The following is a 13354-nucleotide window of genomic DNA, read 5'->3' on the forward strand; positions in this document are numbered from 1 at the left end:
ATTGCTGCGTAGTGGTTCGGACTCACTGTTGTTTGAAGAAACCTGGCAGGCGGCTCTCAGCAGTGCCGAGTGCCCTGGCGAGCGCAATCTTCGCTACATTGAAAGAGAAAAGGCTCGCGATATAGTTCTCGTTGGCGGTTACCTGGGCTTCCTGCGCCTCGAGTACCTCAAGGTAGTTTGTTACGCCACTGTTGTAGCGGTCTTCTGATTGTTCGAGTGCTTTTTGCGCAAGCCTCTGATTCGCCTGGGCAACTTTCACAGCCGATTCAGAGGACTGAGCGTCCAGGCGAGCGACGCGAACATCGTAATCAGCTCGGCCTTGGAGGTCGCGGTACTCCGCGCGCCGCTGCGTCAATACGGCCTCGGCGGCGTGGACATCTGAGCGTATGCGTCCGCTAGTGAAGATGGGAACGTTTACGCCACCCTGGACGTCATACAACTGGTTGTAGTTTGCGGGATTGTTACCGCCTCCACCGTAGCTGCCAGTGAAGGAGACTTCAGGCAGACGCTCAGCCCTCGCGGCCTTAACGCCCAGTTCTGCGGCTACAACCTCCTGCTTTGCGCTCGCAACGTCATATCGCGTCTGGGAGGAGGGCCCTTCGTCCTCGCTCGGATTCAGCAGGGGAAGGTATCCATAGTCGCCGCTGAGTTTCCAGCGCTGGGCCAGTGGGATTCCCGTGATGCGATCGAGTGTGAGCTTGTCTTTTTCAAGATCATTCGTCGCATCGACAATGCGCTGCTGCGCCGTGCTTAACTCAACTCGCGCGCGAAGAGAGTCGATTTCGGGAGATACCTCGTTCTTATATTGGTCCTCGACCTGTCTGTTCAGTTCCTGAGCCGACGCGAGCGCCGCTTTGGCGGTTTCGAGTCGCGCATGGCTCGCCACAACCTGGAAATAGGCTGCGCCGACAGCAAAAACGACCACATCGCGCGCATCCTTTGCGCTGAGAACGGATGCCGTCTCCAGCGCTTTCTGCTGCTTATAGCTTTCGCGGAGATGCATGTTCACTATCGGAGCTTCAACCTGAATCTGGGCTTCCGAATATCCGAATCCGCCGGAGGTGGGCGGCAAGGTAAGGCCTGAGGCTGGCGGCAACTTAATGTTCAACTCTTTGTAGCTGAACTGTTGATAAGTTTGCTCGGCTCGCGCAGAAATCTGAGGCAACAGCTCAGCGAGCGCATGTTCCCTTTGAGCCCGAATCTGCGCGTTCGCCTGTTCACTGTCAATCAGGCCCAGGTTGAATTTCAATCCACGACTCACAGCCTCTTCCAGACTGAGCCTGATTTCCTCATCGACGACGGGCCCTTCCGGTGTGCTTCCAAGGTAAGGGTTCAGGGACTGCGTCGCGCTCGCACTTGGGTTCGTCGTGTCAGTGGCTGGATTGATGGGGCGGGGTGTCGTGATCGAGCCAAACGAAGGAGAAGCCCCTGCCCCATCGACCGCTTGTGCTGACGCAAGGACGGTCGGTGCCAGGGATAACGCGACGAATAACGTAAGCGGATGCGGCTTCCAGAATCTCATACGCTGCTTACCTCCTCGTGACCTGGGCTCTCTCTGCGCCCCAAAGCCACGTTCTCTGTTATTGATGACAGGCATAATTAATATGATTCACAATAATGATGAGTGTCATCTAACATAATAGAAAGAGACAGGAGTGCTGTTCATGAAGGTAAGCAAGCAGAAAATGGCCGAGCACAGAGAGCAGATCATCACGGCGGCTGCCAAACGATTTCGTGAGAAAGGTTTTGACGGTATCGGCGTGGCCGATTTGATGAAGGAAGTTGGTTTAACTCACGGCGGGTTTTACGGACATTTCGGGTCAAAGGAAGAACTCATTGGTCTGGCCTCGCAGCGCGCTTTGCGCGAAACCGCGAAAAAGTGGGAAAAGGTCATCGAAGAAGCCCCGGACCGGCCGTTGGAAGCTTTTGCGAAGTTTTACTTGTCGAAAAGACATCAGATCCGCCCTGAGGCGGGATGCCTTTTGGCTGCGCTAGGCAGTGAACTCGACCGTCAGCCACGTTCGGTCAAAGAGGCAGTGCTGGAAGAACAGCTGAACATCTTTGATCTACTCTCTCGTATTGTGCCTGGCAGAACAAAGGCAGCGAAGAGAAAGCAGGCAATTGTCATTCTTGCCGGACTGATTGGGGGAATGATTTTAGCTCGCAGTATGCCGGATGCTGCTTTGTCTGAGGAAATTCTCGAGACAGTGTCTGCAGCCATACCCAATTGGGTTCAGGCAGATGCTGCTTGAGCTTCAGCCGTCGCTGCTTCAGCGCCACGTCAGGGATTGAGAAAGATGGTCGTCGGCGACGTGACAACGAGTCATCCGAACTATGCGGAAGGTCACGGCTGAGGATCAACTGCTCCGCGAATGCTCGGCGGCAAATGCGATGTTCTTAGCTAACTCTTTTCGTTTGTTGGTGTCCCCGGCGGGATTCGAACCCGCGTTAACGCTGTGAAAGAATCCGTTCAACTCGCAACATTGTAGCGACGGGCTGATCAGCCCTTGGAAACAACACACATACGCTTGGCGTGCGCGAACGAACCAGTCCCAGTTAAATTCCTGACGCTCTCGCGTCTTCGAATTCTCGCGCGATGCTTGCTCTCCCGCCGCAGACCAATTCCAACTCCTCAAAAGGGGGGCCACGTGCCTTCGTTTCGCCAGACGGATGGTCACGATCAGTAAAAAGAAATGTCCTAGAGCGTTGGGAGGAGAGCTTCAACTCGCACCGAGGAGCCCAAAGAATGAAAACTGCTTCCACCCGCACACGGGAAAGGAGGCTCACATGCAATTAGGAAGCGTAATTCAGACAGGTCGAAAGCACGGACCAGACGTGTGGCAGTTTCGGTGGTCTGAAAAAGACCGAAGCGGTCGTCGGATCTACCGCAAGCGAGTGATCGGGACGGTTCAGCAATACCCAAATGCGCAAGCAGCGCGCGAGGTGACAACAGCTCTCTTGGGCCATATCAATGCAGGCGCCAGCGGGTGCAAGATCACTGTCGAGCAAATCTGCGAGCATTTTGAACAGAGGGAATTGAGATCTGGCGACAGCTTTCGGAGCTTCGCCACGGTCAAGACGTATCGCGGCTACATTCGCAAATGGATAAAGCCGCGCTGGGGTTCTCGCTACCTGGACGAAATCAAGGCTGTAGACGTCGAAGCATGGTTGCGGCGCCTCCCCATGGCTCGATCATCACGCGCGAACAGTCGAAGCATCTTGTCGATCTTGTTCAACCATGCCTGTCGCTACGAACTATTTGACCGCAACCCGATGCGGTTTGTCCGCCAGGGCGCAAAGCGCCGTAGCGCTCCAGCCGTGCTGACAGCCGCTGAAATCAAGGCGTTGGTGGACCATCTACACATTCGCGAGCGGACCCTTGTCCTCCTCGCAGCGGCGACAGGTTTGAGGCAAAGCGAGTTGTTCGGGCTCAAGTGGCGTGATGTTGACTTCCACCGTGGAGAACTTAGCGTGGTCCGTTCGATCGTCTTCGGCGTTGTCGGGCGATGCAAGACCGAGTCTTCACAGAAACCGGTTCCAATGCATTCACTGCTCGGAGAGGCTCTGTTGACCTGGAGAAAGACTTGCAGATTCACAGGAGTCGATGACTGGGTATTTGCGAGTCGGTCGCACAAAGGAAGGCGGCCGTATTGGGGCGCGTCGATCCTTCGCAAGTACATCCGGCCGGTTGCCGCGTCTCTCAATATTCAGAAGCGTATCGGCTGGCATACATTCCGGCACACCTATTCCACCCTTCTCAGGAGTGTCGGAGCCGAATTCAAAGTGATGCAGGAATTGATGAGGCATTCCACCTTGAGGACAACGATGGATATCTACACGAAGGCAGTTGCACCTGCCAAGCACGCTGCCCAAGCCGCCGGCTTGCCCTTTTCTTCCCGATGGCTGGCGCTGCAGATGACAGCGTGATCGTGGGAACGGCATAGTGGATTAATTCGAGGGTGCAAAAATGGCACCAAAATGTGGCTTTTTGCACCCTCGAGGTTCCGGCGAAACCGAGCGTAAGTTTTTGATTTGATGTGGCGTCCCCGACGGAAGGAATTTGAACCTGATCCTGAAGGCGAGAGCGGTCACCATCGCGTGTTCTTCTTACGTATCGAGTACGCTCGCGAGGACTGATAGTGGCGCATGAGGTGATCGCCTATTTTCCCCGATTTGCCGAATCCAAACGGGGGCGTGCTTACAATCGAGCGCGTCGAGGGAATTGAGCTTCTACGCTTGTAACAGGCCAGTCCACATAATTCAGCTTGTCATCCCGTAGGCAACTCGGCCCACGGGGAGTGGCTGGGCTAGCACCGCTGTTCGTTCGGCGAATAAGCGCCTGCTGTGTCGCTTCTGGCAGCTCCTCCCACCAAGACGGTCGAAAAAAGGTGTTTTCAATGTGCTCAAAGACGAGCCTGAGCACCGCATTCCCGAGACTTTCCTCACCGATAGATATGAGGGACTCTACAAATGGGATGCAAACTGCGTCGCTACCCTCTTGCCAACCCAGCACCGCAACTCCACCTCCGTCGGCTGGGAGCACCGTTACGGCAATGTTTTTCAAAGGCGGGTCATCTAGGAGATTCTGGAATCGATTACCGGAAAAATCATGCTCGGGGGCGAATGCGCCTGTGGAAAGCACATCCGGAACGCATGAAAAACGAATGATCAATCTCCGATAAGGATCGAAGTTGTTGCGTCTTAGCATCTCGTCGTAGAGGTCCTTGTGGTGTTGGATTTCAGCTAGCCCCATCAGAATGCCAATTTCGTGCAGGTTCGTGAACCATTGCATCGCCTCTTGAATCTGGCGCGGTGCGCCTTGATCCATACCTCGCATGATTCCAACGTTGCTATTGTGTATTCGTTTTTGAAACAACTCCCGGCAAATGGCGCGGTAGGACATCAGGAAGCACTGTTCCGGGCTGGCGGTTAGCGGTTGCTTCTCCAGTGGAGCGAAAGTCCGGTCATCGTGTACCGCACAAAACCCCGTAAATGTTGACGCTTCATTTATTCCTATACGCTTAAACTTCACCACCCCATGGGTCTTAAAGAGGGACATCAAGTCTGCGTCGTGGCCGTAAACATGCCCGCCCTCGGCGATTGCTGCTAGTGCGGCGCGACGGGGCAGCGTATGAGCCCTGACGATCTGGCCAGAGCATGCCGCCGGACTCGCGTCGGCATGGATACAGTACTTTGCATCAGAGAAGAGTTTCCGTATGCCTGCAGCAGTCTCCCAAGGCTTTCTGCGGGGCGCCTTATCGCGATCCAAATGGCAGAACTTGTATTTTCTACCTGAGTGACACCAGCAAGGATCGTTTCGCCCAATCCTTGGCCTTCGCGCTTCTTGTGAGCCCATGAGACTTTTGTCTTTCGCCTTTTCGCCTTCTATTTGTTACCAGCCTACAATACCTCGCTCAACGCACTGTGATCCCCGATGCGATTTGAATCAATGAGCGTATCCGATACGCCCATGCCGACCATCTATTCACCAAGCGTTTACTCTTGGCACGGGTAGGCGTCTTTGAGCGCGAGGGCTGTGAACAATGCGGCACCTGCCCAAAGCTGGTTAGGGTGGTCGGTCCCGTACTTCACAATCACCTTGCCTACTTGCTGGCCGCAATCAATCAATTCTTTAGCGACTCGCTTTCTGAGCGAACCCGTGAACGTATGCTCGCTGCGGTGAGAGATGGGAGATTTGTATGGCCCGCCCCGATTGGATATATCAACAAAAATAAACAACTCCACGTTGACCCTGACCGTGCGCCATTGGTACGTAAAGCGTTTGAGCTTAGGCTTCGGGCCGCCACGTCACAGCGGATTCAGTTCTTAAGATGATCGCGGCGTTGGGCCTGACCACGCGCAAAGGGCGGAAGCTCACGAAGCAGACCTTTGCCCGGATGATGTCTAACCCCATTTATGCGGGATGGGTCGTTAGTGGGGACATCAGGGTTCGTGGTAAGCACACCGCGCTCATCTCCGATGAGCTTTTCGAGTCGGTACAGGAGCGGATTGACGGAAAGGCTGTCCCGCACAAACGTCTCAATGAAGACTTTCCATTGCGGGGTTCGGTCTTGTGTGCATCGTGCAAGAGGCCGCTCACGGCAGGGTGGGCAAAGGGGCGCACAGAGCGTTATCCCCGGTACTGGTGCTGGACAAAAGGCTGTCGCGCAGTGGGAGTGAGCCGGGATGATCTCGACCGCCATTTCATGAGTTTGTTGGGACGTATGGAACCGACTGCCGAGTTACTCGCTGACCTACCAAACCGAGTGGCAACGCGTTGGAGTGAACGCAAGGGGCGTATTGCTGCCGAGGCCGCGCAGCTTGCAGGCAAACTAGCCGAGCAAAAGACTTTAAACCAAATGGCGATCAAGGCCCGGGTGAAAGGAGAGATCGAGCAAGAGGACTTTGACACGATCAAGGCAGAGATTGCTGCGGAGACAAAACAGATTGAGAAGCAGATAAGTGACTTGGATTCAGAGAATGCCACGATGGAACAGTTGATGCGGCAGGCAGAGAAAGAGGCTATCGATCTCGTAGCAGCGTGGAACAAGGGAAACGTCAATCAACGTCAGGAACTCGTTAAAGGGTTCTTTCCGGAAGGTCTCGTATTCAGTCACAAACGAGGGTTCTTTGAACCGGCTAACACTGTTATTAATGAGATGCTTATGCGATGGTTACTCGATCAACCTAATGTTGGCGTCCCCGACGGGATTTGAACCCGTGTTATCGCCGTGAAAGGGCGGTGTCCTAGGCCGGCTAGACGACGGGGACGCGATTGGCAGCTGCTTATTTCGTTTTGCCAGGCGGGAAGTATCACTTTGAATTTATCAATCATAGGGCCTCGTGTCAAAGATGCGGATCGAGTCGGTAGTGTCCTAATTAACGTGAGCCCAGCACGAAAGGAGACTAAGCCGTGAAAACTCGGCAAAACGGAATATTATGGTTTTTTTCGATTAGACCGCATGGGCGGTGGAAGATCACCCTAACAAGAAGCCAGAAAAGCCTAGAGTTGTGACGGTGCCGTGTTTTGTTTGCCACAATGGCGTGGTTCTTGGAGTAGACGCGGAAGTGACGCGCTCTCCGGTTTCCAAAACTTATGAAAGGATTCATCACGCCGTAGACTTATACCTTACCTACGGCGGTGGGATGGATTACGCGCGTGAATTGATCGAACGTGTGAGAGACGCAGCCGGAATAACGCACAATTCCGTCGAAGTTTTGCTAAATACTCCCGCAATTCAGGTGGTATGCTGCTTTTCGCCATCCTCCGACTATACGAGATCGGCTCTCGTAGTCAAGAGAAGCAGCTAACAAAGCCTCGCTATATTGTGATGTTTGGAATCCCTGATGTTAGTATTTTGCCCACCAAAAATTGAGGAGATTTTGTGCAAAGGAAAATGGCCCAAATCTCTTTTTCAATCTGGTGTTTCCGCCTGTGGCCGATCACGAAATCAGACACTACCATCGAGTCTCTGAAGCATGTGGATGTTCTTCGGTGACGGCGTGATCCTTGAGCGGGCCAATACGGTATCCTGCAGTCTCCATGCGACGGTTCAAATTTCTCGATCTGTTGACGATCGCTTTTGTCGTGGTGTTGCTCGTTTCGAATCTGGTGGGACCAAAGATCTGCCAATTCGGTCCATATGATGCTCCGCTGATGCGATGGCTTGGCGCCATTCGTGTGAGTGCCGCTCAGCTGCTGTTTCCCATCACATACATATGTGGGGATGTGTTTACCGAGGTTTACGGATATTCGGCTTCGCGCCGGGCGATTTGGCTAGGATTCTTCGCCATGGCCCTGCTGTCCCTGATGGGAGCGATTAGCGTCGCCCTTCCAGCAGCATCAGACTGGCATGATCAGCAGGCGTTCGCCACCGTATTTGGCTTGGTGCCACGATTCGCCGTTGCCAGCCTGGTGGCATATTGGGCGGGCGAATTCACCAACTCCTATACATTGGCAAAATTGAAGCTCTTTACAAAAGGGCGATGGCTCTGGACCAGGACGATTGGGTCAACAGTCACGGGGCAGGCTGTGGATACCGCGACTGTGATTGTGATTGCTTTTTGGGGTACCCCCTGGCGAACCATCGGCAGCGTGATCTTCTGGTCTTATGTAACAAAGGTGATCTATGAGACACTAGCTACGCCCGTTACCTATATAGTGGTGGGGTGGCTGAAACGGACGGAAGGGGTCGATAGCTTCGATGAGAGAACCAACTTCAATCCCTTTCACTTGCGAGCATAAGATGATGTCAAGGTCTCGAAACGAGATTTTGTAAATCTTTTATTAAGAATTAGTTAGCAAGTGCCGGCTTAAGCCTGCGTCGATTGCCTTTTTTCTTCCTGGACGACTGGCCTGCGAACATACCGCCTCGGCGAATTGTTTGAAGCATTTGACGTGGTTCTACATCCAACACTCATTTGTAACGGAAACTATTTGAATGGAAGGGCTGCTTTGGCGGCCATTTTGCACGCAAATTAAGGCTTACATTTCGTCCATTTTTGATCCAGCATGCCAGAACCTGTCCGACGCCAACTCCCGATCAGACGTTTACAGGTTCCCAAACAATTTGAGGCCCAGTCGTGGAAGGTAAATTGAAACTCGCGATTAGCGTTTTATCGATTGCAACAGTTCTGACCGGATGCAGCAGTAAGCCGGCGCAACAGGCGGGCGCCGGAGCAGGCCCTCAGGCTATGCCCGTACAAACCGTAACTGTTGAACCGCAGCCGGTGGCGCGCGGCGACGAGTACGTATCCACTATCAAATCGCGTCGCTCGGCGACGATCACGCCGCAGGTAGCGGGCAATCTGGTCAAAATCGAAGCGCGCTCTGGCGATCACGTAAAGGCTGGCCAACTGCTCATGGTGATCGATCCGCTGAAACAGCAAGCGACGGTGGATTCGCAGAGATCGACCGAAAAGCAAAAGCAGGCTGTTTACGAGTACAACCAGGTAGAAGTTGAGCGTCAGCGTAAGCTCTACGCTGCCGGAGTCACCAGCCGCGACACGCTTGATCAGGCCGAGCAGGCATATAAGAACTCCAAGGCCGACTATGAATCAGCTGTAGCATCGCGCGCAACTCAGGAAAGTGAGCTGGCCTATTACAGCATTCGTGCACCTTTTGATGGAATCGTCGGCGATATCCCGGTTCACCTCGGCGACTATGTTTCGTCTTCAACCTTGTTGACGACGGTGGATGAAAATCGCGATCTCGAGGCCTATATCTATATCCCCACAGAGCGGGCAAGCCAGGTTCACATAGGTTTGCCGGTCGACATTCTCGATAACAGCGGAAAACAGGTCGAGCGCACGACGATCAACTTCATTTCTCCGCAGGTAGATGATCAGCTGCAGGGAATCTTGGCGAAAGCACCGGTACATTCGCCGCTGCTGCGCACGGAGCAGCTGGTAAAAGCGAAGGTAATTTGGTCGACTGCTCCCGCGCCGACAGTGCCGGTACTCGCTGTTACTCGATTGGGTGGGCAAACATTTGTGTACGTAGCGCAAAGCGACAATGGTAAGTTTGTCGCGAAACAGAGAGCAGTAACGCTTGGCGACACGATTGGCAACAACTACGCTGTTGAAGCCGGCCTTAAGAACGGAGATAAGGTGATTGTTTCCGGCACGCAGTTTCTGGTCGATGGCGTTCCAGTGCAGCCATTGGGGTAATTGTTTGTGATCGCTGAAATGTCTGCGGATCAAGAAGCGCTGCTGAATAGCGCACCGCGCTCAGCACAAATGTTGGGGCCGTGGCCCGGTAGCGAAAGGATTTTCGCGTGGTAGATTTCTTCATTCACCGTCCCGTATTCGCGACGGTTTGCGCGCTGCTGATTATTCTTGCGGGTGCAGCCGTCATTCCAACATTGCCGATTTCGCTTTATCCAGAGTTGGCTCCGCCGGAGGTTGACGTCACGAGCAATTACGTTGGCGCCAACGCGCAGGTGGTTGAGTCGGCAGTTACGATTCCGCTGGAGCAGCAGATCAACGGCGTTGAGGGCATGCACTACATGACTTCAACCAGTTCGAATGACGGCACCAGCAGCATCAGGGTTTTCTTCACTACTGGATACAACAAGGACATCGCGGCGGTCGACGTGCAAAACCGCGTGTCTACTGCGCAAGGCCGCCTGCCCCAGGAAATCAAGAATACCGGCATCACAATTTCAAAGGCGAACTCAAACTTCGTTTTTGCAGCTGGTTTCTTTTCGCCAGACGGGAGTGTTTCGAATCAGTACATCTCCAATTATCTTGATGTTTATGTAAAGGACCCGCTGAAGAGAATCAAAGGCGTTGGCGATGTGGTGATCTTCGGTGAGCGCAAATATGCAATGCGCATCTGGCTCGATCCCGCAAGGCTGGCGGCGCGCAATCTGACTGCGACAGATGTCATTAATGCCATTCAGGAGCAAAACATTGAAATTCCTTCCGGGCAGCTTGGCCGTCCTCCTGCGCCCAGCGATCAGAATTTCCAAATCACTCTACGCGTTATTGGGCGATTTTCTGATCCGAAGGAGTTTGAAGGAATCATCCTCAAAAACACGCCAAACGGCATCGTCCAGCTAAAAGATGTCGGTCATGCCGAGCTAGGCGCGGAAACCTACGACACAAACCTGGAATACAGCGGGCACGAAGCCATTGGCGTTGGTGTGCAGCAGCTGTCAGATGCGAATGCGCTAGATGTAGATAAAGCTGCGAAGGCACAGCTGGCAGAACTGGCGAAGGCGTTCCCGCCGGGAATCAAATACGTTGTCGCCTTTGATACAACGACGGTCGTCGGTGATTCGATTAAGGAAGTCATCTCGACGCTGGAAGAAGCGGTTGTGATTGTTATCGCAGTCATCTTCCTCTTCCTGCTCGACTGGCGCGCGACAGTCATCCCGGCGATTACGATTCCTGTATCGCTGATCGGAACGTTCGCCTTCATCAAGGCATTCGGCTTTTCCATCAACTCGCTGACGATGTTCGGCATCATTCTTGCGACGGGCCTTGTGGTGGACGACGCCATCGTGGTGATTGAAAACGTGCAGCGTCACATTGCGTTGGAACATTGCGATCCGCACAAAGCGACATCAGACGCAATGAAGGAAGTGACGAGCGCGGTCATCGCAACATCGCTTGTGTTGATCTCAGTGTTTGTGCCGGTGTCATTCTTCCCCGGAACAACAGGCATTCTGTACAAGCAGTTTGCGATGACGATTGCATTCGCGATCGCCATCTCCGCATTTAACGCGTTGACGCTTTCTCCCGCGCTTGCGGCGCTCTTTCTTCGCGGCGAAGAAGAGAAGTACAAGCTACTGGATTGGACGCGCATCAAATTTCTTTCCCGCGGATACGCAGCGTTCGCGCGCGGCGTAGAGTCCTTTATCCTTTGGATGGGCCGCGCATATGCGAAGATCATTCATGTTGCGTTGCGGTTGCGCTATCTGTTGCTGCTGATCTTCTTCGGTGGCTTGGCCACAACGGTTTTCATGTACACGCATGTGCCTACGGGATTCATCCCGCAGGAAGATCAGAACTATCTGATCTGCGTGGTGCAAACGCCCCCGGGAGCTTCGCTGAATTACACAACCGAGCTTTCACACCGGGCAGAACAGGTGATTTTGCAGGACCCTGACGTGTTTGGAACCTTTGCCGTTCCTGGCTTCAGCTTGTCGGGTGGCAGTGCTCCGAATTACGGATTGATCTTCGTTCCGTTGAAGCCAATTGACTCGCGGCGTGGCAAAGGCCATGGCGCAGGAGAAATTGTCCAACGCCTGTCGCCGAAGATGTTTGGGGTTCCAGGCGGTTTGATTGTGATGTTTGAGCCTCCGGCAGTGCAGGGCATCGGCAGCTTTGGCGGTTTCGAGTTCCAGTTACAGGATCTGGGCCGGAACACGCTGCAAGATCTGGCCACTGTGGCGCAAAAGATGGTGGCGGCCAGCAAGCAGCGTAAAGACCTGGCCAATCTCTACAGCAGTTATACGGCGAATGACCCGCAACTGCTGATCCAGATCGACCGCGAGAAAGCCAAGGCGATGGGCGTGCCTATCAGCGAGGTGACCAATGCCCTGGGTGTTTACATGGGGTCGGAGTACATTAATGACTTCGACTTCAATAATCGCTCCTATCGGGTCTACATTCAGGCAGACCAGCCTTTCCGCATGAAACAGAGCGACCTGCGCCAGTACTATGTGCGCATCAGCAGTGGCGGCATGGTTCCGCTGGACAATCTGGTGAAAGTCAGCGATACGGCTGGACCGCAGGTGATCTATCACTTCAACCTGTTCCGGTCAGCAGAAATTGATGGCTCCGCTGCCCCGGGATACAGTTCAAACCAGGGCCTCAAGGCGATGGAAGATCTCTTTCAGCAGAACAAGCTGCAGGGAATGTCCTACACATGGAGCGGTCTCGCACTGGAAGAGGTCGAGTCACAAGGTAAGGCAATCATCATCTTCGGGCTCGGAATCATCGTCGTGTATCTAACACTGTCTGCTCAATACGAGAGCTTCGCACTGCCGTTCATTATTCTGCTTTCGGTGCCGATGGCGGTGCTGGGCGCCCTCGAACTTGTCTCGCTTCGTGGTTTCTCGAATGACGTCTATGTGCAGATTGGTCTGCTGATGCTGATTGGCCTTGCTGCCAAAAACGCCATTCTGATCGTTGAGTTCGCGGAGCAGCTGCGCGAGCATGGGCGATCAATAGCTGATGCTGCAATTGAGGCTGCGGAGCTACGCCTGCGGCCGATTCTAATGACGTCAATTGCGTTCATCCTTGGTGTGCTGCCGCTGTACTTTGCAACAGGTGCGGGCGCGAAAGGAAGAAACTCAGTTGGCACTGCAATTGTCGGAGGCATGGTAGTATCGACCTTCCTGAACCTCCTGTTCATACCTGTGTTGTATGTCATCCTGAGCACATTGCTAAGCAAGTTCAAACGCACGCGCCGCAAGGCTGAAGATTGTCTTGAGGTGGAACAAGAAGCACTCTCTTCATAAAAACAGAATCGGAAAACATAGGTGATCGAGGAGCCAGATTTCTGGCTCCTCTTTTTGTGTGCGGAACTCAATATTCTTTGCTCTGAAAAGTGGCCGACGACTAAAAATCGCCTCCGCTAACCAATTACGAAAGTTAGTTCAAAGGCATATCCTCTTGCTGGTATGGTATTGCTGTGCGAGACTGGAAGTACTCGGATAAGGTGAGCGTAGGTCCCACGTTGCGATACAGCAATGGGGAAGTAGCCATATTCGATTCAAATAACCATCTATTAGCCGGGATGGCGGAACTGGCAGACGCAGCGGACTCAAAATCCGCCGACCCTTGCGGTCATGGGGGTTCGACCCCCCCTCCCGGCACCAACCCCAAATCACTGATGTAAGGC

At 53.6% G+C, this 13354-nt stretch carries 8 protein-coding genes, 3 tRNA genes and 2 pseudogenes; 8 read left to right on the top strand and 5 right to left on the bottom strand.

Features of this window, described 5'->3' with window-relative positions; all coding sequences use genetic code 11:
- Window positions 1-22: 22 nt before the first annotated feature.
- On the bottom strand, window positions 23-1522 hold the full coding sequence (locus H7849_RS01785) for a TolC family protein (RefSeq protein WP_186743716.1): 1500 nt from the start codon (window positions 1520-1522) through the stop codon (window positions 23-25).
- 142 nt (window positions 1523-1664) lie between these two features.
- On the opposite strand from H7849_RS01785, the gene H7849_RS01790 reads away from it, so the two are divergent.
- The gene (locus H7849_RS01790) at window positions 1665-2252 is read left to right on the top strand and encodes a TetR/AcrR family transcriptional regulator (protein ID WP_186743717.1); all 588 of its coding nucleotides are present in this window, start codon (window positions 1665-1667) and stop codon (window positions 2250-2252) included.
- 167 nt (window positions 2253-2419) lie between these two features.
- Here H7849_RS01790 and H7849_RS01795 read toward each other — a convergent pair.
- Window positions 2420-2493, bottom strand: a tRNA-Glu gene (locus tag H7849_RS01795).
- Window positions 2494-2787: 294 nt separating this feature from the next.
- Here H7849_RS01795 and H7849_RS01800 point away from each other — a divergent pair.
- Window positions 2788-3927 carry a tyrosine-type recombinase/integrase gene (locus H7849_RS01800; protein ID WP_186743718.1) on the top strand — a complete coding sequence of 380 codons (1140 nt, stop codon included), beginning with the start codon at window positions 2788-2790 and terminating at the stop codon, window positions 3925-3927.
- 271 nt (window positions 3928-4198) lie between these two features.
- Here H7849_RS01800 and H7849_RS01805 read toward each other — a convergent pair whose 3' ends face one another.
- Both H7849_RS01805 and H7849_RS27260 read right to left on the bottom strand, forming a co-directional pair.
- The gene (locus H7849_RS01805) at window positions 4199-5059 is read right to left on the bottom strand and encodes a hypothetical protein (protein WP_251106539.1); all 861 of its coding nucleotides are present in this window, start codon (window positions 5057-5059) and stop codon (window positions 4199-4201) included.
- A 207-nt stretch (window positions 5060-5266) separates the two neighbouring features.
- Window positions 5267-5356 (bottom strand): annotated as a pseudogene (locus H7849_RS27260) (SEC-C metal-binding domain-containing protein); the annotation flags it as partial.
- Window positions 5357-5828: 472 nt separating this feature from the next.
- Between H7849_RS27260 and H7849_RS27265 the strand changes: the two are divergent.
- Window positions 5829-6005: pseudogene (locus tag H7849_RS27265) on the top strand (recombinase family protein); the annotation flags it as partial.
- A gap of 51 nt (window positions 6006-6056) precedes the next feature.
- Window positions 6057-6716, top strand: coding sequence for an OmpH family outer membrane protein (locus H7849_RS26620; protein WP_432756536.1), 660 nt, complete (start codon window positions 6057-6059; stop codon window positions 6714-6716).
- On the opposite strand, the gene H7849_RS01815 is transcribed toward H7849_RS26620, so the two are convergent.
- Window positions 6695-6771: transfer RNA gene (locus H7849_RS01815), tRNA-Glu, on the bottom strand. The genes H7849_RS26620 and H7849_RS01815 overlap by 22 nt on opposite strands.
- Before the next feature lie 772 nt (window positions 6772-7543).
- On the opposite strand from H7849_RS01815, the gene H7849_RS01820 reads away from it, so the two are divergent.
- The 4 genes from H7849_RS01820 (at window position 7544) to H7849_RS01835 (ending at window position 13331) form a co-directional block, all read left to right on the top strand.
- Window positions 7544-8245, top strand: coding sequence for a queuosine precursor transporter (locus tag H7849_RS01820; RefSeq protein WP_186743721.1), 702 nt, complete (start codon window positions 7544-7546; stop codon window positions 8243-8245).
- Between the two features lie 350 nt (window positions 8246-8595).
- A complete protein-coding gene (locus H7849_RS01825; RefSeq protein ID WP_251106541.1) occupies window positions 8596-9669 on the top strand; it encodes an efflux RND transporter periplasmic adaptor subunit in 1074 nt (357 codons plus the stop codon).
- 107 nt (window positions 9670-9776) lie between these two features.
- Window positions 9777-12971, top strand: coding sequence for an efflux RND transporter permease subunit (locus H7849_RS01830; protein ID WP_186743722.1), 3195 nt, complete (start codon window positions 9777-9779; stop codon window positions 12969-12971).
- 272 nt (window positions 12972-13243) lie between these two features.
- Window positions 13244-13331 (top strand) — tRNA-Leu (locus H7849_RS01835).
- Window positions 13332-13354: the final 23 nt, after the last annotated feature.

Source organism: Alloacidobacterium dinghuense (assembly GCF_014274465.1).
GTDB lineage: Bacteria > Acidobacteriota > Terriglobia > Terriglobales > Acidobacteriaceae > Alloacidobacterium > Alloacidobacterium dinghuense.

What these genes read in the sequence shown, in the direction of transcription:
- H7849_RS01785 (WP_186743716.1), bottom strand. Translation starts at nt 1,522, where the DNA reads ATGAGATTCTGGAAGCCGCATCCGCTTACGTTATTCGTCGCGTTATCC.
- H7849_RS01790 (WP_186743717.1), top strand. Translation starts at nt 1,665, where the DNA reads ATGAAGGTAAGCAAGCAGAAAATGGCCGAGCACAGAGAGCAGATCATC.
- H7849_RS01800 (WP_186743718.1), top strand. Translation starts at nt 2,788, where the DNA reads ATGCAATTAGGAAGCGTAATTCAGACAGGTCGAAAGCACGGACCAGAC.
- H7849_RS01805 (WP_251106539.1), bottom strand. Translation starts at nt 5,059, where the DNA reads ATGTCCCTCTTTAAGACCCATGGGGTGGTGAAGTTTAAGCGTATAGGA.
- H7849_RS01820 (WP_186743721.1), top strand. Translation starts at nt 7,544, where the DNA reads ATGCGACGGTTCAAATTTCTCGATCTGTTGACGATCGCTTTTGTCGTG.